This window comes from Micromonospora zingiberis (assembly GCF_004331455.1).
Classification (GTDB): Bacteria; Actinomycetota; Actinomycetes; order Mycobacteriales; family Micromonosporaceae; genus Micromonospora; species Micromonospora zingiberis.
Window position 1 is genome coordinate 81,552 of sequence record NZ_SJJR01000014.1, and the last position, 19,949, is coordinate 101,500.

Sequence of the window (19,949 nt, forward strand, 5' to 3'; positions counted from 1 at the left end):
ATGACTCCTCTTGGCTGGTGGTGTCAGACGTTGCGGCGGTACTCCCCGCCGACCTCGAAGAAGGCGTCGGTGATCTGTTGCAGTGAGCAGACCCGGGCCGCGTCCATCAGCACGGCGAAGACGTTCTCGCCCGTGATGGTCGCCTGCTTGAGCCGGGCCAGGGCGACGGTGGCCTCGTCGCGGTGCGCCTGCTGGAATGCGCGCAGCCGGTGCAGCTGCGACTGCTTCTCGGCCTCGGTGGCCCGGGCCAGTTCGGGCACGGCCGCGGGGACGTCGGCCTCCTCCCGCAGGTACGTGTTGACCCCGATCAGCGGCAGTGTGCCGTCGTGCTTGCGCTGCTCGTAGTGCATGGACTCGTCCTGGATACGACCGCGTTGGTAGCCGGTCTCCATCGCCCCGAGCACACCACCCCGGTCGTTGATGCGGTCGAACTCGGCCAGCACGGCCGCCTCGACCAGGTCGGTGAGTTCGTCGATGACGAACGAGCCCTGCAACGGGTTCTCGTTCATCGCCAGGCCCCACTCCCGGTTGATGATGAGCTGGATGGCCAGCGCCCGGCGGACCGATTCCTCGCTCGGCGTGGTGACCGCCTCGTCATATGCGTTGGTGTGCAGCGAGTTGGCGTTGTCGTAGACGGCGATCAGGGCCTGCAACGTGGTGCGGATGTCGTTGAAGTCCATCTCCTGCGCGTGCAGCGATCGCCCACTGGTCTGGATGTGGTACTTCAGCTTCTGCGAGCGTTCGTTGGCGCCGTACCGGTCGCGCATGGCGATCGCCCAGATCCGCCGGGCCACCCGCCCGAGCACCGAGTACTCCGGGTCCATCCCGTTGGAGAAGAAGAACGACAGGTTCGGCGCGAAGTCGTCGATCCGCATGCCCCGGGCGAGGTACGTCTCCACGTAGGTGAAGCCGTTGGCAAGGGTGAAGGCGAGCTGGCTGATCGGGTTCGCCCCGGCCTCGGCGATGTGGTAGCCGGAGATGGAGACCGAGTAGAAGTTACGCACGTCGTTGGCGATGAACCACTCCTGGATGTCGGCCATCATCCGCAGTGAGAACTCGGTGGAGAACAGGCAGGTGTTCTGCCCCTGGTCCTCCTTGAGGATGTCGGCCTGCACGGTGCCGCGTACCTGGCCCAGCGCCTCGGCCCGCAGCCTGCCGTGCTCCTCGGGGCCGGGCGGGCGGCCGTGCTCGGCCTCGAATCGGGCCGTTCGCTGGTCGATGACGGTGTTGAGGAAGAAGGCGAGCACGGTGGGTGCCGGTCCGTTGATCGTCATCGACACGGAGGTGGCGGGGGAGAGCAGGTCGAAGCCGTCGTAGAGGGCGCGCATATCGTCGACGGTGGCGACCGAGACGCCGGAGGTGCCGACCTTGCCGTAGATGTCCGGGCGCAGGTCCGGGTCGCGGCCGTAGAGTGTCACCGAGTCGAACGCGGTGGACAGCCGGGTGGCGGGGGAGCCTGCCGCGAGCAGCTTGAACCGGCGGTTGGTGCGGAATGGGTCGCCCTCGCCGGCGAACATCCGGGCCGGGTCCTCGCCGTCGCGCTTGAACGGGAAGACCCCGGCGGTGTACGGAAAGCGGCCCGGCAGGTTTTCCCGTCGGAAGAAGCGCACCAACTCGCCGTGGTCGGTGAAGCGGGGCAGGGCGACCCGGGGGATGGCGTTGCCGGAGAGCGACTCCCGGGTCAGCGGGGTACGGATCTCCCGGTCCCGTACCCGGAAGACGTGCTCGGCACCCCGGTACGCCGACACCACCTCGGGCCACTCGGCGAGCTGGCGGCTCACCTCCGCCGGCAGTTGCGCCCGGGCGTCGGCGAGCAGTTCGCGCACCGGGGTCGAGTCGACCTCGGCGGCGACCAGTTCCAACCGCTGCACCCGTCGGGCCTGCTCCGCATGGTGCTCGGCGGTGGCGTGGTACGCCCGTACCGTCTCGGCGATCTCGGCGAGGTACCGGATCCGTGAGCTGGGCAGCAACTGCCGGATCATCGTGGAGGTCCGGACGTCCACCCGGGGTAGCACCCCCTCGCCGACCGGCAGCCCGGCCTCGCCCAGCAGTGCCCTGAGGTGCTGGTAGAGCGCGGTCACCCCGTCGTCGTTGAAGGTGGCGGCCGAGGTGCCGAAGACCGGCATCTCCTCCGGACGCGTACCGAACGCCTCCCGGTTGCGCACCAGTTGACGGCCCACCTCGCGCAGCGCGTCCTCGGCGCCCCGCCGCTCGAACTTGTTGATCGCCACGGCATCGGCGAAGCCCAGCATGTCGATCTTCTCCAGCTGGGAGGGGGCGCCGTACTCCGGTGTCATCACGTACAGCGAGGTGTCGGCGTACGGGACGATCGCCGCGTCGCCCTGGCCGATGCCGGGGGTCTCCACGACGACCAGGTCGAACCCGGCGGCCTTGAGCAGGTCGATGATGGTGCCGAGCGACTCGGGCAGTTCGTGGCTGCCCCGGGTGGCCAGGGACCGGAAGTAGACGTTCTTCCCGCCCAGCGCGTTCATCCGGATGCGGTCGCCGAGTAGGGCGCCGCCGGTGGCCCGCCGGGTCGGGTCGACGGCGACCACGGCGACGCGTAGCTTGTCCTGCTGGTCCAGGCGCAGCCGGCGGACCAACTCGTCGGTGAGGCTGGACTTGCCGGAGCCGCCGGTGCCGGTGATGCCGAGCACCGGTGTGCGGCGGCGCCCGGCGGCGGCCCGCAGCGTGTCGACCATCGGGTCCGGCAGCGCGCCGAGTTCCGCGCCGGTGATCGCCCGGGCCACCGCGCGCCGGTCACCGGCGAGGACCGCGGCGGCGTCGACCGGGTCCTGCCGCCAGAGATCGACGTCGCACTCGCGGACCATCACGTTGACCATGCCGGGCAGGCCCATCCGTTGGCCGTCCTCGGGGGAAAAGATGGTGACGCCGCGCCCGCGCAGCCGGGCTATCTCGGCCGGCACGATGACGCCGCCACCGCCGCCGTAGACCCGCACCCGGCCGGCGCCGGCCGTGGCGAGCGAGTCGACCAGGTACTCGAAGTACTCGACGTGCCCGCCCTGGTACGAGGAGACGGCCACCCCCTGGGCGTCCTCCTGTACGACGGCGTCGGCGACCTCCTGGACGGACCGGTTGTGGCCGAGGTGCACCACCTCCACGCCCTGCTTCTGCAGGATGCGGCGCATGATGTTGATGGACGCGTCGTGACCGTCGAAGAGGCTCGACGCGGTGACGAACCGGATCGGGTTGCTGGCGACGTGCAGGGGCATCTCGGCACTCGGACCTTCGCTGTCGGGGGTGGGTGGGTCTCTCAGCCGGCGGCGGTGCCCCATCGGGCGGCCACGTCGCTGACCGTGGCCGGCACCTCGCCACCCTCCGGCGGCGGGGCGGACCGGGACAGGCGGGGTGCGGTGCCGGCGCCGACATGCCCCTGCACCGACCGCAGGCTGCCCCGGGCCGCGATATGCGGCTCGTCGACCGCCTCGTCGAAGGTGAGGACCGGGGTGACACAGGCGTCGGTGCCGTCGAAGACGCGACTCCAGTCGCCGCGGGTACGGGTGCGGAAGACCCGCTCGAACTCCGCCGCCAGCGCCGGCCAGCCGGCCCGGTCGTACTGGTCGGGAAGCCTGGCCGGGTCGAGTTCCAGCCCGTTGAGCAGCAGCGCGTAGAACCTGCGCTCCAGGGCGGCGACGGCGACGAAGCGGTCGTCGGCGCAGCGGTACGTCCGGTAGAACGGTGCGCCGCCGTCGAGCAGGTTCTGCGCCCGGCCGTACGCCCACGCGCCCTGTGCCTTCATCTCCAGCACGTGCTGGGCCAGCACGCTGACGCCGTCGACCATGGCGCCGTCGACCACCTGGCCCTGCCCGGAACGTTCGCGTTCGACCAGCGCGGCGAGAATCCCGACCACGAGGAAGAGCGAGCCGCCGCCGAAGTCACCGGCGAGGTTCAGTGGCGGCACCGGTGTCTCGGCCGGCCCGATGGCGTGCAGGACCCCGGTGATCGAGATGTAGTTGAGGTCGTGACCGGCGGTGTGTGCCCGGGGGCCGCTCTGACCCCAGCCGGTCATCCGGGCGTAGACCAGCCGGGGATTGCGCGCGGTGAGCACCTCCGGTCCGAGGCCCAGACGTTCGGCCACGCCGGGGCGGAAGCCCTCGATGAGCACGTCGGCGCGATCGGCGAGGGCCAAGGCGTGGTCGCGCTGGGCCGGGTCCTTGAGGTCGGCCTCGACGGTGGTACGCCGGCGCAGCACGTGGCTGGGCAGTTGGTCGGGCCAGGCGTGCGGGCGCTGCACGCGTACCACGTCGGCGCCGAGGTCGGCGAGGAGCATCGCCGCGTGCGGGCCGGGGCCGATACCGGCGAGTTCGAGGACGCGGATTTGCTCGAGGGCGCGGGTCACAGCCGGTTCTCCTTTCGCCAGGATCTAGTTATCGTTCGCTAAGTTGCGGGCCGAGGAAGGGAAGGCAGCCATGACGGTGCAGGTGGACCGGGGCGAGGACGGCATCACGACGCTGACGCTGGACCGACCGGGGTCGCTCAATGCCCTCAACCACGCCATGGTGGGTGACCTCACCACCGCGTTGGCGGCGATCCGCCGCGACCGCGACTGCCGGGTGGTCATCCTCACCGGCGCGGGGCGGGCCTTCTGCGCCGGCCTCGACCTCACCGGGTACGGCGACGACGACCAGGTGGCTGCCGACGGGGAGATGCTGCGCACCTTCGACCGGCAGCGCGAGATCGCCGACCTCGCCCACCGCCTGCACGAGTTGCCGCAACCGGTGATCGCCGCGGTCAACGGGGCGGCGGCCGGCGGTGGACTCGCCCTGGTCTGCGCGAGCGACGTACGCATAGCGGCGCCGGAGGCGATCTTCGCGGTCTCGTTCATCAGGGCGGGCTACTCGGCCTGCGACATCGGAGTGTCCTGGCTGCTGCCCCGGATCATGGGGGCCGGGCGGGCCCACGAGCTGATGCTGACCGGGCGGCGCTTCGACGCCGCCGAGGCGCTCCATGGTGGACTGCTGGCCCGAACGGTGCCCGCCGGGGAGTTGCTGGCCGAGGCGCGTCGAACCGCGACCGATATCGTCGGCAACCCGCCGGCGTCGGTCGAGTTGACCAAGGTCGGTATGTGGATCGCACTGGAGACGCCGAGCTTCCGGGCTGCGGTCGAGTTCGAGAACCGCCAGCAGATGGTGGCCAACATGACCGAGGACCGGGTCGAGGCGACCCGGGCCTTTCTGGAGAAGCGCGCGCCGCGCTACCACCGCCGCTGAACCGCACGGCGGTGGCCGCCGGGCACGGGCCCGGCCGGTCACCGGCGACCGACCAGGTCGCGGCCGATGATCTCTTTCATGATCTCGTTGGTGCCACCGAAGATGCGCTGTACCCGGGCGTCGGAGAACGCCCGGGCCACCGGGTACTCCAGCATGTAGCCGTAGCCGCCGTGCAGCTGCAGGCAACGGTCGATGACCCGGTTCTGCATCTCCGAGGCGAACAGCTTCGCCTTGGCGGCGTCGACCACGGTGAGGTCGCCGTCGCCGTGGGCCAGGATCGCCTTGTCCACGAAGGCCCGGGCCACGTCGACCTCGGTGGCCATCGCCGCCAGCTCGAACCGGGTGTTCTGAAAGTCGGCGATCGGCTGGCCGAAGGCGTGCCGTTCGTCGACGTACGTGAGGGTGTCGGTGAGCACGACGTCGGCCACGGCGACGGCGTGGGCCGCGATGGAGAGGCGTTCCAGCGGTAGCAGACCGACCAGTTGCCGGAGCCCACCGCCCAGCTCACCGAGGACGTTGGCGTCGGGCACGAAGACGTCGGCGAAGAAGAGTTCGGCGGTGTCCTGGGCGTGCAGGCCGATCTTGGCGAGCTTGCGGCCCCGGCTGAAGCCGGCCATGTCCCGCTCCACCACGAGCAGGCTCAGGCCGCCCGAATCGTCGGTGCGGGCGACCACGATGACCAGGTCGGCGTTGATGCCGCTGGTGATGAAGGTCTTGGCGCCGTTGACCAGCCATCCACCGTCGACCCGCCGCCCCGTGGTGCGTATCCCGCGTAGGTCGCTGCCGGTGCCCGGTTCGGTCATCGCGATCGCCCCGATCAGCTCCCCGGCCACCATCGCCGGCAGCCACCGGGCCCGCTGTTCGGCGCTGCCGAGAGTGAGCAGGTACGGGATGGTGATGTCGTCCTGCAACGAGAAGCTGGAGGCCAGCGAGGTGGCGTGCACCCGGGCCAACTCCTCCAGCACGATGTTGCGGTAGCGGTAGTCGTGGTGCTGCCCGGCGCCGCCGTACTCAGCCGGTGCGGAGAGCCCGATGACGCCCTGCTTGCCGGCGGCGCGCCAGACCTCGCGGTCGATCAGCCGCTCGCTCTCCCAGCGGTCGAGGTTGTCCACCACGGAACGGGCGACGAAGGTGCGCACCACGTCGCGGAACTGTTCATGGTCGTCGGTGTAGAGGTTGCGCTTCATCGCCGTCCTTTCAGCTCGCCGTCACCGGGCGGGCAGGGTCGCCAGGGCACAGTCGTCGAGCAGTTCGTCGACCATCCGGCCGATGCCGTCGAAGCCGTCGCCGAGGGTCTGGCCCGAGGTGTGACGTACGTGGATCTGTTCGAGGATCACCGCCAGTTTGAACTTGGCGAAGGCCAGGTACCAGGGCAGCGCCGTGGAGACCTGGTCGTCCAGTCCGCGACGGGCGCAGTAGTGGGAGACCACCTCGTCCACGTCGAGGAACCCGGCGAACGCGGTGAGCCCGCCGGTGATCGGGTTGAACGGCCGGCCGACCTCGTCCCAGAACATCACCAGCGTGCCGAGGTCGGCGAGCGGGTCACCGAGGGTGGCCATCTCCCAGTCGAGCACCGCCGCGATCCGACCCGGGTCGTCCGGCGTCACGATGAGGTTGTCGACGCGGTAGTCGCCGTGCACGATCGATGCGCCGACCGGCGGCGGCAGGCCCGCGCCGAGCCGGTTGGCCAGCTCGTCCACCAGCACGGTGTGCCGCCGGGACACCGCGTGGTACTGGCGGTGCCACCGGGCCAGCTGGCGGGCGAGAAAGCCGTCCGGCCGGCCGAAGTCCCGTAGCCCGACCGCGTCGATCCGTACCTCGTGCAGGTCGGCGAGGGTGTCGACCATGGCGATGGACAGCCGGTGCCGGTCGGCTGGTGCGACCGCGGCCACCGCGTCGCGGGTGCGCAGGACATCGCCCGGCACCTCGGCCATCAGGTAGTACGGCACCTCCTGGTCGGTGCCGAGGGCGACCACCGTCGGCACCGGGACGGCGGTGGCGGCGAGCGCCGCCAGCACCCGGTACTCCCGGGCCACGTCGTGCGCCCCCCGGTGGTACGACCCATACGGCGGGCGGCGCAGGATCCACCGGTTGACCCCGTCGGTGACCCGGAAGGTCAGGTTCGACTTGCCGCCGGCCACCAGGGTCGCCGTCAGCGGTCCCGCGACGGGGATCTCCCGCTCGGCGAGCACCCGGGCCAGCACGGCGAGGTCGACCGGTGCCGCCGTCACGATCCGCTCCAGTGCGGTGCCCGCTTCTCGGCGAACGCGGTCGCGCCCTCCCGAACGTCGTCGCTGGCCAGCAGTTCCTCGATCGCCCGATGCTGTTGGTCGTGCAACTCCGCGTCCCATGGGGAACCCGCCCCGGCGGCGCCGCGGACCAGTCGCCGGCTCACCCGTACGGCGAGGGGCGCGTTGGCCGAGATCTCGCCGGCGAGGCCGCGCGCCCCGGCGAGCACCTCTCCGGCGGGCAACACCCGGTTCGCCAGGCCCCAGCGCAGGGCGGTGGCGGCGTCCATGGTGGCCCCGGTCAGGGCGAGTTCCATCGCCAGCTTCACCGGCAGATGGCGGGGCAGTTCGATCAGCCCGCCCGCCGCGGCGAACAGGCCGCGCCGTACCTCCGGCAGGCCGATGGTGGCCTCCTCGTTGAGAACGACCAGATCGCAGGCGAGCATCAGCTCCGTGCCACCGCCCCGGGCCAGGCCGTTCACTGCCGCGATCGTCGGCTTCTCCCGGGGCCGGTCGACGAAGCCGGCGAAGCCCCACTCCGGATGCCCGGGGTGGTGCAGCGGCAGGCCGGCGCCGATCGCCTTGAGGTCGGCACCGGCGCAGAATGCCCGGCCCGCGCCGGTGAGCACGATGACATGGACCCGTGGATCGGCCTCGGCGGCGGTGACGGCGTCGCCGACCGCCCGGGACAGCTCGGCGTTGACCGCGTTGAGTGCCTCGGGCCGGTTCAGCGTCACCACGGCGACGCCGTCCCGGATCTCCAGCAGCGCCGGCTCGGAAGAAACCATCTCCACTCCTGCTTACTTATCGCTCGCTCAGTCCGGCGGCAAGGCCGGACCGCTGGCCTCATGGCCGGGAAAGGGTCAGGCAGACCGCAGGCCGGCCATCCGGGACAGGATCGACAGATATCGTTTCACCAGGTCGTCCAGCGAGAGCTCGCCGTCCGGCCGGTACCAGGTCGCGACCGCCTGGATGGTGCCGAGCATCGCCCGCACGGTGTCCCGGGGGTACGCCAGGTCGAAGGAGCCCTCGGCGACGCCCTCCTCGACCGCGCGCAGCAGTCGAGCCTCGATCGCCGACCGCTTGGCGATGTAGCCGCGCCGGTGCTCCGGCGTCAGCGATCGCAGTTCACCGTCGAGATAGGCGAGCTTGCCGCTGACCGCCATGTGTCGCACCAGGCACTCGACCAGGTCGTTGAAGCGCTGCACCGGACTGCCGCCGCCGATGTCGACCAGGTGGCAGACGGTGTCCAGCCGGCTGATCGAGGTGTCCAGCAGGGCGTAGAGCAGCGCCTCCTTGTTCTCGTGGTGGTAGTAGAGGGCCGGCACCGTGACGCCCACCCGGCTGGCGATGTCCCGCACCGTGGCGCCGTGGTAACCGTTCTCGTAGAACGCCTCCAGCGCCGCCGTCAGCATCGGGGTGAGCGCGACCGGTCGCGACGCCCGCGCCCGCGGGTCGTCCTCCGGGGTACCGGCCGTCGACCGCCTCATGCCGCCGACCGCCTCATGCTGAGAACTCTAGCGACAGGTCGACCAGGGGCCGTCGACGGATCTCGGCCCGGGCCACCGAGCGTAGGTGAACCTCGTCGGGGCCGTCGAAGATCCGCATGGCCCGGTGCCACCCCCACATCGCCGCCAGCGGCACGTCGTCGCTGACCCCGGCGCCGCCGTGCACCTGGATCGCCCGGTCGATGACCTCGGTGGCGACCCGGGGCACGATCGCCTTGACCATCGCGACCTGCGGCGCCGCGGCCCGGTTGCCGGCCTCGTCGATGGTCCGCGCGGCGGCCTGGCAGAGCAGCCGGGCCTGGTCGATCGCGATCCGGGACTCGGCGATCTCCCGCTGGACCGTCTCGCGTTCCAGCAGCGGCTGACCGAACGCGATCCGGGCGCGGGCCCGGGCGATCAGCATGGCCAACGCCCGTTCGGCCGCCCCGAGCGCCCGCATACAGTGATGGATGCGGCCCGGGCCGAGGCGGGCCTGGGCCATCGTGAAGCCGTCGCCGGGCGCGCCGAGCAGGTTCGCCGCCGGCACCCGTACGTCGTGGAAGCTCACCTCGCAGTGACCGTGCTGGTCGTGGCGGCCGAAGACCGGCACGTCCCGGTGCACGGTCACGCCCGGCGTGTCCCTGGGCACCAGCACGATCGAGTGCCGCCGGTGCGCCGGCGCGTCGGAATCCGTCCGGCCCAGTACGACGAGCAGGCCGCACCGAGGGTCGGCCAGCCCGCTGGTCCACCACTTGCGTCCGTTCACCAGGTACCCGTCCCCGTCGGGCCGAATGGTGGTGGCGATGTTGGTGGCGTCGCTGGAGGCCACGTCCGGCTCGGTCATCGCGAACGCCGACCGGATCCGCCCGTCCAGCAACGGCTTCAGCCACCGCGCCCGCTGCTCGGCGGTGCCGAAGAGGTGCAGCAACTCCATGTTGCCGGTGTCGGGCGCCTGGCCGTTGATCGCCTCCGGGGCGAGTTCCAGGCTCCAGCCGGAGACCTCGGCGATGCTCGCGTAGTCCACCTGGCTGAGCCCGGACTCCGCCGGCAGGAAGAGGTTCCACAGCCCGCGCCGCCTCGCCGACCGTTTGAGCTCCTCGATCACCGGCGGAACGCTGTGGTCGCCGGGCCCACCGGCAGCGCGGTGCCGGTGGTACGCCGCCTCGGCGGGTAGCACCTCCTCGCGCAGGAACGCGACCATCTCCGTGTGGAGTTGCTCGCCCTGCGGCGACAGCCGTAGGTCAGGCCCGGACATGACGATCTCCCGTCGGGTCGGCGTCGGCGTCGGCGCCGGTCGGCAGTGACGGCAGGTCCCGCGAGACGCGGTCGGGAAACCGGGGCTCGCGCTTGTCGAGGAACGCGGCGATGCCCTCGGCCGCGTCGCCGCTCATGCCGCGCAGGTTCAGCAGGTACGTCTCAGCCTTGTGTGCGGTGGCCGGGTGCTCGGCGGTGAGCATCCGCCACACCAGTTGCCGGGTCAGCGTGGCGGAGACCGGGGCGGCCCGCTCGGCGATCTCGGCGGCGAGGCCGAGCGCGACCGGCAGCACCTCGCCGGCCGGGTGGGTACTGCGTACCAGCCCGCCGGCGAGTGCCTCGGCGGCGCCGAAGACCCGGCCGGTGAGCAGCCACTCCAGCGCCCGCTGTGGTCCCACCGCGCGGGCCAGGAACCACGACGAGCACGACTCGGGCACCAGGCCCCGCCGGGTGAAGGGAAACCCCACCCGGGCGTCGTCGGCGAGGATCCGGATGTCGCAGGGCAGGGTCATGGTGATGCCGACGCCGACCGCGTGGCCGTTGACCGCGGCGATCACGGGTTTGCGCGCCGTGAAGATCCGCAGTACCACCCGGCCGCCGCCGTCACGTCGCATCGGCAACTCCTCGCCCGGCACCTCGAACCGGGTCCCGGCCGGGGCGTGCGGACTCGTCCGCCAGGCCCGGAAGGTGTCGGCGCCGTCGGTCAGGTCCATCCCGGCGCAGAACGCCCGGCCGGCACCGGTGATAACCACCACGCGTACGCCGTCGTCGGCGTCGGCCGCGTCCAGGCACTCGATCAGGCCGGACTCCATCTGGTCGGTGAACGCGTTGAGCGCCTCCGGCCGGTCGAGCGTGACGACGGCGACGTGGTCGCGGACCTCGTAGCGGACATGGTCGCTCATCGGTCGATCCGTTCGATGATCGTGGCGTTGGCCATGCCGCCGCCCTCGCACATGGTCTGCAGACCGAACCGCCCGCCGGTGTCCTCCAGATGGTGCAGCAGGGTGGCCAGCAGCCGGGTGCCGGAGCCGCCGAGCGGGTGGCCGAGCGCGATCGCCCCGCCGCGCGGGTTGAGGCGGGCGGCGTCCACGTTGAACTCCCGCGCCCAGACCAGTGGGACCGGCGCGAACGCCTCGTTGACCTCGAACGCGTCGATGTCGTCGATGGAGAGCCCGGCCCGGCGCAGTACCCGTTCGGTGGCCGGAATGACACCGGTGAGCATGAGCAGCGGGTCGCTGCCGGTGACGGCGAAGCCCCGGAAGCGGGCCCGGGGTGTGAGCCCGAGCGTGCGGGCCCGTTCGGCACTCATGATCAGCGCGGCCGAGGCGCCGTCGGTCAACGGCGACGAGTTGCCCGGGGTGATCTGCCAGCCAAGTTCGGGATACCGGGCGGCGAGCGCCGCGGTGTGGAAGGCGGGCGGTAGGCCGGCCAGCTTCTGTGCGGTGGTGCCGGCCCGGATGGTTTCGTCGACGGTGTGGGCGCGTACCGCACCGGTGGCGTCGGTGACGTCGACCGGGACGATCTCACGGGAGAAGCCGCCGGTGGCCGTGGCCCGGGCGGCCCGTTCGTGCGAGGCGGCGGCGTACTCGTCGAGCTGGCTCCGGCTGAGCTTCCACCGCGCGGCGATCAGTTCGGCCGACACGCCCTGACCGACCAGCCCGTCCGGGTAGCGGCCGGCCAGCGGGGCGAGCGGATCGCCACCGGCGTTGGCCGAGCCCATCGGCACCCGGCTCATGCTCTCCACCCCGCAGGCGATCGCGACGTCGTAGGCGCCGGCCAGCACCCCCTGAGCCGCGAAGTGGACCGCCTGCTGGCTGGAGCCGCATTGGCGGTCGACGGTGGTGGCCGGCACCTGCTCGGGCAGCCCGGCGGCGAGGGCGGCGGTGCGGGCGACGTTCATGGCTTGGTCGCCGCACTGGCTCACACAGCCGGCGATCACGTCGTCGACCTCGCTGCCGTCCAGCCCGTTGCGCTCCACCACCGCCCGGATCACTCCGGCGAGCAACTCCGCCGGATGCACCCCGGACAGGGCGCCGCCCGGCTTTCCCCGCCCGGACGCGGTCCGCACCACGTCCACCAGCACTGCGTCGACCACGCCGAACCTCCCGTCCCCGCCCCGTCCGAGCGGGGTGGCTCTCGAATTTCCATGGCGGATGCGGATAGTCGCCCACCGAACCGGACCGGCTGGTGCTTACTTAGCGCTCGCTAAGCGAATGTAGGTCGGGGTCGACCAGAGGTCAAGGGTCAGAACACGCGGTAACCGCCGTCGACCACCAGTTCCGTGCCGGTGGTGTACCGGGCGGCGTCGCTGGCCAGGTAGACGGCGGCGCCGACGAGGTCGTCGGGTCGGCCCCAGCGGCGCAACGGCACCCGGTTGATCACCCGCTCCGTGAAGGCGGTCGACTCCTGCATCTGCTGGCTCATGTCGGTGGCGATCCAGCCGGGCAGGATGGTGTTGACCCGTACGCCGTGGCGGGCGAGTTCGACCGCGGCGCCGTTGGCGAGCGCGAGCAGCCCGGCCTTGGCCGCGCCGTAGGGCTGGTTGTGGCCGGCCCCCTCGACCGCGGCGAGGCTGGAGATCGCGATGATCGAACCGCCCCCGCCGCTCGCCACCATCACCCGGGCCGCCTCCCGGACCGTCCAGTAGGCGCCGTCCAGGTTCACCGCCATCACCCGGCGGTAGTCCGCGGTCGTCGAGTCGATCAGCCTGGCGGTGGTACCGCCGATGCCGGCGTTGACCACCACGATCTCCACTCCGCCGTGGTGGGCCACCGCCTCGTCCATGCCGGCGACGACGGCTGCCTCGTCGGCGACGTCCACGACCTGGCCGCTGGGCCGGCCGGATCGGCCGCCGAGTCGGCGTACGGCGGCGCGGACCCGGCCCTCGTCGCGCCCCCAGACGGCCACATCGGCCCCGAAGTCGGCGAGCGCACCCGCGATGGCCAGGCCGATGCCGGCGGTGCCGCCGGTCACCACCGCCCGGCGGCCGGTCAGGTCGAACAACTCGGTACCCATCGACGTCCCTTCGCAGTGCCGGAGCCGACCCGGTCGGCGTCTATTGACATGAGTGTCAACTTGCCCCTACGTTCGGGCAAGTGACGCCGTTCACATTCCTGTAATACCGGAAGGGCGAACGCATGAAGATCACCGATCTGCGGACCCGGGTCGTCGCGCCCCCCGAGTTCGTCTTCCAGTGGCGCGAGGACATCCCCCCGGTGCAGCTCACCATGACGGTCTTCGAGATCGAGACGGACGAGGGCATCACCGGCGTCTCCACCTCGTGGCTGCCGGCGGCACCACACGAGATCGCCGAGTCGGCAAACCACTTCTTCAAGCCGCTGCTGCTCGGGGCCGACCCCTTCCAGCGCGAGAAGATCTGGCAGGAGTTGATGGCCTTCAGCCGCTACATGATCTCGCCGAAGGCGGCCAGCAACATCGACATCGCGCTCTGGGACATCGCCGGCAAGGCCGCCGGACGGCCGGTCTACGAACTGCTCGGGGCGTACCGGGACCGGGTGCCGGTCTACATCACCACCGAGACCCAGAAGCACGCGCAGGACTACGCGGACATCGCGGTAAAGTGCAAGGAGCAGGGGCTGCACGGGGTGAAGCTGCACGCGGCGGCCACCCCGGACAAGGACATCGAGGCGTGCCGCGCCACCCGGGCCGCGGTCGGCGACGACTTCACCCTGATGCTCGACGCCACCAGCGCGTACGACTGGCACGACGCGGTACGGGTCGGCCGCGAGATCGAGAAGCTCGGCTTCCACTGGTACGAGGACCCGATGCGCGACGACGACGTCGCCGGGTTCGTGCAGCTCTGCCAGGTGCTCGACGTGCCGGTGCTGATGGGCGAGTCCACCGCGCGGGGACCGTGGACCTTCGCGCACTACCTCACCCAGGGCGCCTGCGACGGGCTGCGCGCGGTCGGCGACATCATCGGCGGCATCACCGGCCTACGCAAGATCGGCGCGTTGGCCGAGCTGCACAACCGGCGGATGGAGCCGCACTCATACGGTTCGACGCTGGTCCAGGCCGCGCACCTGCACTACATCCTCTCGGTGCGCAACTGCGAGTTCTTCGAGCTGCCCTACCCGCGTGGACCGCTGGACTTCGGCATGAAGGACGTCATCGAGGTCGGTGACGACGGGTACGTGCGCGCGCCCACCGCCCCCGGGCTGGGCTACGAGCTGGACTGGGACGTGATCGACGATGCCACCACCAGACAGTTCAGCTGAGGCCGGGCACCCGCCGGGCGCGCCCCGGCGGGTGCTGGTCCTCGGTGCTGGCGCGATCGGCGGACTGCTCGGCGCCCGGCTCGCCGAGTCGCCCGCGCTCGACGTCCTGGTCGCCGCCCGCCGGTCGATCCCCGGGCTGACGTTCAGCCGGCGCGGGCCGACCGGTGACTCGCCGCCGGTCACGGTGCCGGTGACGCCTGTCGTCGACCCCGCGTCGCTGCCGCCGCTGGAATGGGTGGTGGTCGCGACCAAGACCTACGACACCGCCCGGCTCGGCGCCTGGCTGGGCACGCCGGCCACCGCCGGAGCCCGGATCCTGGTCGCGCAGAACGGGGTGGAGCACCGGGAGCGGATGGCGCCCTTCGCCGACCCCACCCGGGTCGTACCGGCGATCGTCACCTACGGCGCGGAGCGCCGCGGCCCCGGCCGGGTGGTGCAGACGCTGGACGGCCTGGTGCGGGTACCGGCCGACGACGCGGGCCGGGACTTCGCCCGCCTCGCCGCGCCGACCTCGCTGCGGGTGGAGGTGGTCGAGGACTTCGTCGCCGCGCTGTGGACCAAGCTCGCCTACAACGTGGTCGGCAACTCGCTGACCACCATCACCGACCTACCCGTACGCGAGCTGGGGCGACGGCCGGAACTGCGCCGGATCGCCGCCGCGCTGGTCGCCGAGGTACGCGCGGTCGCGGCCACCCGGCACGCCACGCTGCCGCCGGAACTGGCCGAATCCATGCTCGACGAGTTCGCGGCGTTTCCCGCGACCGTACGTTCGTCGATGTGGCAGGATCTGCACGCCGGTCGGCGGTTCGAACACGACGCCATCAGTGGTGCACTGGTGCGGGTTGCGCGGCTCAACAAGGTTGACGCACCCTTTTCACAGATGGCGACCGATCTACTGGAGACGCTGTCTCCGGTACGAGCCTCGCCCTCGCCCTGATGCTCCCGACATCGGCTTCACCCAGGAGATCACATGCCCGGCCCGACCGAGGTCCAGCAGGCGCGTCGCGACAACGGCCCGCTCACCGATCGTGGTGCCGCGCGCAAGCGGGAACTGTTGGACGCGGCGCGGCGGGTCTTCGAACGCAAGGGCTTCATCGAGACCCGGGTCCGCGACGTGGTGAAGGAGGCGCAGGTCTCCCACGGCACCTTCTACACCTACTTCGACACGAAGGAAGCCATCTTCTCGGCGGTGGCGCACGACGTGGTCGACTCGATGCTCGCCTCGATGGCCACGCCGATCCCGACCACCGGCTTCGACGAGCGTATCCGCGACCTGGTCCGCCGCTTCGTGCACGCGTACCGTCCACATGCGCAGATGATCGGGTTGATCGAGCAGGTGGGCACCTTCTCGCCGGAGATGCGCGAGCTGCGCCTGGACATCCGGGACACCTTCGTGCGCCGTACCCGGCGCGGCATCACCCGGATGGCGTCCAGCGGCATGCTGGCCGATCCCGACATCGACGTCGAGTACACCGCCGAGGTGCTCGGCGCGATGCTGGAATACAGCTGCTACCTCTGGTTCTGTCTGGACAAGAACTTCGACGAGGACCGGTTGGTGGAGGCGCTGTCCACGGTCTGGCGCAAGACTCTGCGGTCGAGCCAGCGCTGATCCCGGGCCCGCTCGCGGGTCACCGTGACCCGCTTCGCGGGCAGTCGCGTCCGGCTGCTCGTCAGCGGCCCCACACCCTACTGATCCGTGGCCGGCGGCGATCCGTCCGCGCCCTCTCCTGCCCGCGCATCCTTCGCTGGCCTGGGGACTTGACAACCGACCCCTTGACAGCCTCGGTGGCTCTGGTCACACTTGACATGCATGTCAACAACTGACGTCGGCAATGTTTCGGGGAGCCGCCCTCACGGCTTCCGCTTCACGATTCACCCCGGGCCGCGCCGCTGATTCCGTACCGCGCCGGCCATTTCAGACGCTGCTTTCACCGCGTAGGCCTGACCTCGCGCACACCTCCTAGGGAGTAGTGGATGTCGAACCCCACGAGGGCCACGGCCGGCGGCCGTGGTGCCCGTCCCCGACGCGGGCGAAACGCTGGACGCGTTGCGCTGGTCGCGGGCGTACTGACCGCAACTCTCGTCGCTGCCGGCTGCGGCGGCGCCGAGGCGCCCAACCAGGGCAACGGCGAGATCCCGGCCGTCGCGCAGAACCAGACGCTCACCGTGGGCGTGGCCACCCTCCAGCAGCAGTATGCCGACCCGGTGCTGGCCAACGAGGGTGGCAACACCTACCCGATCAAATGGTCGGTCGGCGAGCCGCTGATCCGGCAGGACCTGAACATGGCCCAGGTGCCGGCGCTGGCCACCGAGTGGACGGTCAGCGACGACAACCTGACCTGGGACATCAAGCTGCGCGAGGGCGTCAAGATGCACGACGGCTCGGCGTTCACCGCCAAGGACGTCGAGACGTCGATCAACCGCGTGAAGAACCCGGACTTCACCTCGTACCAGGCGTACTACAGCAAGATCGACACGGTCGAGGTCGTCAACGACCACGAGATCAAGATCAAGACCAAGGTCCCGTACGCGAACCTCGTCTTCGACACCCCGGCGCCGGTGGCCACCGACTACTACAACCGGGTGGGCGAGGAGGAGTTCCGCAAGCAGCCGGTCGCGGCCGGTCCGTTCAAGTTCGACTCGCAGGTCTTCAACGAGTCGATGACGCTGACCCGCTTCGACGACTTCTGGGACGCCGAGCGCATTCCGAACTTCGCCAACCTGATCATGCGGATCATCCCGGACGAGAGCAGTCGGCTCTCCGGCATCCAGACCGGTCAGCTGGACATCGCCCAGGGGCTCACCCCCAACAGCGCGGCCCAGTTGCAGGGCAACCCCAGCCTGCGGCTGGTCACCTCCAAGCAGGCCAGCGTGGCGAACGTGTTCTTCGTGGACAACTGGTTCCCGGAGGACTCGCCGCTGAAGAACGTCGACGTGCGTAAGGCGCTGATGCTCGCCATCGACCGGCAGAGCATCGCCGACTCGCTCTACCGCGGCTTCGGCTCGGTGACGGTCAACGCGACCCTGCCGGTGACCCTGGGCAACGACACCTCGCTGAGCGCCTGGCCGTACGACCCGACCGAGGCCAAACGGCTGCTAGCGGCGGCCGGCGCCAGCGATCTGAAGTTCACCCTGCACCTCTACAACCAGACCACCGCCATCGCCGACGTGCAGAAGTTCGCCGAGGCCGTGATCGGTTACTGGAAGGAGGTCGGGGTCGACGTGACGATGGACGCGATGGACCCGGCCACCTATCTTGACAAGGCTGTCAAGCACCAGTTGACCGGCGCCGTCATCCTCGGCACGCCCGGCCTGCTCATCTCCGACCCGGAGAAGCTGTCCATCTTCTACACCTCCACCGGTGGCTACTCGGCGGTCAAGAACGCCGAACTCGACGAGCTCTTCGCCAAGCTGAGTTCGACGGTCAAGCGCGACGACCAGGCCGCCATCGCCGGCGAGATCAGCCGGAAGCTGCACGCGACGCTCTTCGGCCTGCCGGTGGTCTCGCTCGACGCGGTGTACGCGATCGGCCCCAAGGTCGCCGACTGGAAGGTCATGGACGGCAACCCGTACCCGGGCCCGTTCTGGTACCTGCGGGCGAACTGACGACCGGGGGTGCCCGGCGCCGTCCCTGCGCCGGGCACCCCGCACCTGCCGGACGCTGCATGGAGGGGCCATGACCAGCTACATCCTCAACCGCCTGCTCCAGGGCCTGATCGCGATGTGGGTCATCGTGACCATCGTGTTCTTCCTGGCGCGGCTCGGCGGTGACGCGGCCGCGCTGCTCGCGCCGGCCGACGCCACCCCCGAACAGGTCGAGGCGATCCGGGTCAGCTACGGCCTGGACCAGCCCGTCTACCTGCAATACCTGGACTACCTGCGCGGCATCGTCACCCTCGACCTCGGCCAGAGCGTCAGCTACCGCCAGCCGGTGACCGACCTGGTGGTACCCGCGATGCTGAACACCGCCCAGCTCGCGCTGACCGGCTTCGTCATCGCCCTCGTCGTCGGCATCGCGCTCGGCGCCGTGGCCGGGATGCGCGCCGGGTCGCGCTACGACCAGGCGGTACGCGCGCTGTCGGTGCTGGGGCAGTCGGTGCCGCCGTTCTGGCTGGGCATGCTGCTGGTCCTGCTCTTCTCCATCACGCTGGGCTGGCTGCCCGCCTTCGGCTCGGAGGGGTTCACCAGCCTCATCCTGCCGGCCTGCGCGCTGGCCGCCTTCCCGCTCGCCTCGATCGCCCGGCTCACCCGCTCGTCGGTGCTGGAGATCGTGGGGCGGGACCAGACGTTGTTCGAACGGGCCAAGGGCGTGTCGCCGGCCGTGCTGGTCGCCCACATCCTGCGCAACGCCTCGCTGCCCGTGGTCACCCTCGCCGGCATCCAGCTGGGGGCGATGTTCTCCGGGACGATCGTGGTGGAGAACCTCTTCGCCTGGCCGGGAGTGGGACAGCTCGCCATCCAGGCCATCCAGGCCCGCGACTACGCGCTGATCCAGGGCATCGTCGTGATCAACACGCTGGTCTTCGTCGCCCTGCTCTTCCTGGTCGATCTTTCCTACGGCTGGCTCGACCCACGGGTGCGGACGAACTCGTCCGCCGAGCCGCAGAAGGCGGGTGTGTCGGCATGACCACCGACCTCGCGTCGACCACCCCGCCGGCCGGTACGCCACCGGCGCGGCCGCGGCGCCGGTCCGGCCGCTGGCCCTGGTTCTCCGGCACGGTGATGGTGCTCTTCGCGTTCTGCGGCGCCTTCGGCGCGCTTGTTTCGCCGCACGACCCGAACAAGGTCGACCTGAGCCAGTCGCTCAAGCCACCGGTCTTTGCCGGCGGCAGCACCAGCTACCTGCTCGGCACCGACCAGCTCGGCCGCGACGTGCTCAGCCGGCTGCTCGCCGGGGCGCAGGTGTCGTTCCTCGTCGCCGCCGGCGCGGTGCTCATCGCCGGTGCGTTCGGCCTGCTCATCGCGCTGCTCGCCGGGTACCTCGGTGGCCGGCTCGACACGGTGCTGACCCGCGTCGCCGACGCCTCGATGGCCTTCCCGGTGGTGCTGCTGGCCATCGTCATCGTGGCCATCTACGGCAAGGGCGTCACGGTGGTGATCCTGGTGCTGGTGGTGGCCGGCTGGCCGCAGTACGCGCGGGTGCTGCGCAGCGAGGTGATCCGGATCCGACACCAGGACTTCGTCACCATGGCCCGGATCATGGGCGGCAGCCGGTTCTGGGCGATCACCCGGCACGTCGTGCCGAACCTGATCCCGACCCTGCTGGTGCTGGCGACCCTCCAGGTCGGCCTGGCCATCATCGCCGAGGGCTCGCTGAGTTTTCTCGGCATCGGCGTCCCGCCACCGGCCGCCTCCTGGGGCAACATGCTCGCCGACGGGCGCACCTTCCTGGCCACCGCCTGGTGGCTGCCGGTGGTACCCGGTGTCGCGTTGAGCATCACCGTGCTGGCGGCGAACCTGCTGGGCGACTGGCTCCGCCACGCCCTCGACCCCGCGACGAGGCGGTAGGAG

Annotated in this window: 17 protein-coding genes; 7 read left to right on the forward strand and 10 right to left on the reverse strand. The window is 70.8% G+C overall.

What is annotated here, in order from left to right; translation table 11 throughout:
• Positions 1-23: 23 nt before the first annotated feature.
• Positions 24-3,233, reverse strand: a complete 3,210-nt coding sequence (gene icmF / locus E0H26_RS19990) for a fused isobutyryl-CoA mutase/GTPase IcmF (protein WP_131305831.1) — start codon at positions 3,231-3,233, stop codon at positions 24-26.
• 41 nt (positions 3,234-3,274) lie between these two features.
• Entirely contained in the window at positions 3,275-4,360 is a 1,086-nt protein-coding gene (locus E0H26_RS19995; RefSeq protein ID WP_206025252.1) for a CaiB/BaiF CoA transferase family protein, read from the reverse strand.
• A 70-nt stretch (positions 4,361-4,430) separates the two neighbouring features.
• Between E0H26_RS19995 and E0H26_RS20000 the strand changes: the two genes are divergently transcribed.
• Positions 4,431-5,231: an enoyl-CoA hydratase/isomerase family protein gene (locus tag E0H26_RS20000; protein WP_131305837.1), complete on the forward strand. Its 801-nt coding sequence runs from the start codon at positions 4,431-4,433 to the stop codon at positions 5,229-5,231.
• A 38-nt stretch (positions 5,232-5,269) separates the two neighbouring features.
• Here the strand turns inward: E0H26_RS20000 and E0H26_RS20005 are convergent, their stop codons facing one another.
• From E0H26_RS20005 to E0H26_RS20040, 8 genes are all read right to left on the reverse strand, one after another.
• Positions 5,270-6,418, reverse strand: a complete 1,149-nt coding sequence (locus E0H26_RS20005) for an acyl-CoA dehydrogenase family protein (RefSeq protein WP_131305840.1) — start codon at positions 6,416-6,418, stop codon at positions 5,270-5,272.
• 21 nt (positions 6,419-6,439) lie between these two features.
• On the reverse strand, positions 6,440-7,462 hold the full coding sequence (locus tag E0H26_RS20010) for a phosphotransferase family protein (protein ID WP_165521916.1): 1,023 nt from the start codon (positions 7,460-7,462) through the stop codon (positions 6,440-6,442).
• The gene (locus tag E0H26_RS20015; protein ID WP_131305846.1) at positions 7,459-8,247 is read right to left on the reverse strand and encodes a crotonase/enoyl-CoA hydratase family protein; all 789 of its coding nucleotides are present in this window, start codon (positions 8,245-8,247) and stop codon (positions 7,459-7,461) included. Before E0H26_RS20015 ends, E0H26_RS20010 begins: the two co-directional genes overlap by 4 nt.
• Positions 8,248-8,322: 75 nt before the next feature.
• The gene (locus E0H26_RS20020; protein WP_131305849.1) at positions 8,323-8,949 is read right to left on the reverse strand and encodes a TetR/AcrR family transcriptional regulator; all 627 of its coding nucleotides are present in this window, start codon (positions 8,947-8,949) and stop codon (positions 8,323-8,325) included.
• Positions 8,950-8,962: 13 nt separating this feature from the next.
• Positions 8,963-10,201: an acyl-CoA dehydrogenase family protein gene (locus E0H26_RS20025; protein WP_131305851.1), complete on the reverse strand. Its 1,239-nt coding sequence runs from the start codon at positions 10,199-10,201 to the stop codon at positions 8,963-8,965.
• Positions 10,188-11,102: an enoyl-CoA hydratase-related protein gene (locus E0H26_RS20030; RefSeq protein ID WP_131305854.1), complete on the reverse strand. Its 915-nt coding sequence runs from the start codon at positions 11,100-11,102 to the stop codon at positions 10,188-10,190. The genes E0H26_RS20025 and E0H26_RS20030 overlap by 14 nt, the downstream gene beginning before the upstream one ends.
• Positions 11,099-12,295 (reverse strand): thiolase family protein, encoded by a 1,197-nt coding sequence (locus tag E0H26_RS20035; RefSeq protein WP_131305857.1) that lies wholly within the window; start codon positions 12,293-12,295, stop codon positions 11,099-11,101. Before E0H26_RS20035 ends, E0H26_RS20030 begins: the two co-directional genes overlap by 4 nt.
• A gap of 149 nt (positions 12,296-12,444) precedes the next feature.
• Entirely contained in the window at positions 12,445-13,215 is a 771-nt protein-coding gene (locus tag E0H26_RS20040; RefSeq protein WP_165521926.1) for an SDR family NAD(P)-dependent oxidoreductase, read from the reverse strand.
• Between the two features lie 122 nt (positions 13,216-13,337).
• Between E0H26_RS20040 and E0H26_RS20045 the strand changes: the two genes are divergently transcribed.
• The 6 genes from E0H26_RS20045 (at position 13,338) to E0H26_RS20070 (ending at position 19,946) form a co-directional block, all read left to right on the forward strand.
• Positions 13,338-14,438 (forward strand): enolase C-terminal domain-like protein, encoded by a 1,101-nt coding sequence (locus E0H26_RS20045; RefSeq protein ID WP_131305860.1) that lies wholly within the window; start codon positions 13,338-13,340, stop codon positions 14,436-14,438.
• Positions 14,413-15,375 (forward strand): ketopantoate reductase family protein, encoded by a 963-nt coding sequence (locus E0H26_RS20050; RefSeq protein WP_131305863.1) that lies wholly within the window; start codon positions 14,413-14,415, stop codon positions 15,373-15,375. The genes E0H26_RS20045 and E0H26_RS20050 overlap by 26 nt, the downstream gene beginning before the upstream one ends.
• Positions 15,376-15,408: 33 nt before the next feature.
• Positions 15,409-16,047 carry a TetR/AcrR family transcriptional regulator gene (locus tag E0H26_RS20055; protein ID WP_131305866.1) on the forward strand — a complete coding sequence of 213 codons (639 nt, stop codon included), beginning with the start codon at positions 15,409-15,411 and terminating at the stop codon, positions 16,045-16,047.
• A gap of 365 nt (positions 16,048-16,412) precedes the next feature.
• Positions 16,413-18,044, forward strand: a complete 1,632-nt coding sequence (locus tag E0H26_RS20060; RefSeq protein WP_131305869.1) for an ABC transporter substrate-binding protein — start codon at positions 16,413-16,415, stop codon at positions 18,042-18,044.
• Positions 18,045-18,114: 70 nt separating this feature from the next.
• The gene (locus E0H26_RS20065) at positions 18,115-19,065 is read left to right on the forward strand and encodes an ABC transporter permease (protein WP_131305872.1); all 951 of its coding nucleotides are present in this window, start codon (positions 18,115-18,117) and stop codon (positions 19,063-19,065) included.
• On the forward strand, positions 19,062-19,946 hold the full coding sequence (locus E0H26_RS20070; protein WP_131305875.1) for an ABC transporter permease: 885 nt from the start codon (positions 19,062-19,064) through the stop codon (positions 19,944-19,946). The genes E0H26_RS20065 and E0H26_RS20070 overlap by 4 nt, the downstream gene beginning before the upstream one ends.
• Positions 19,947-19,949 lie beyond the last annotated feature (3 nt).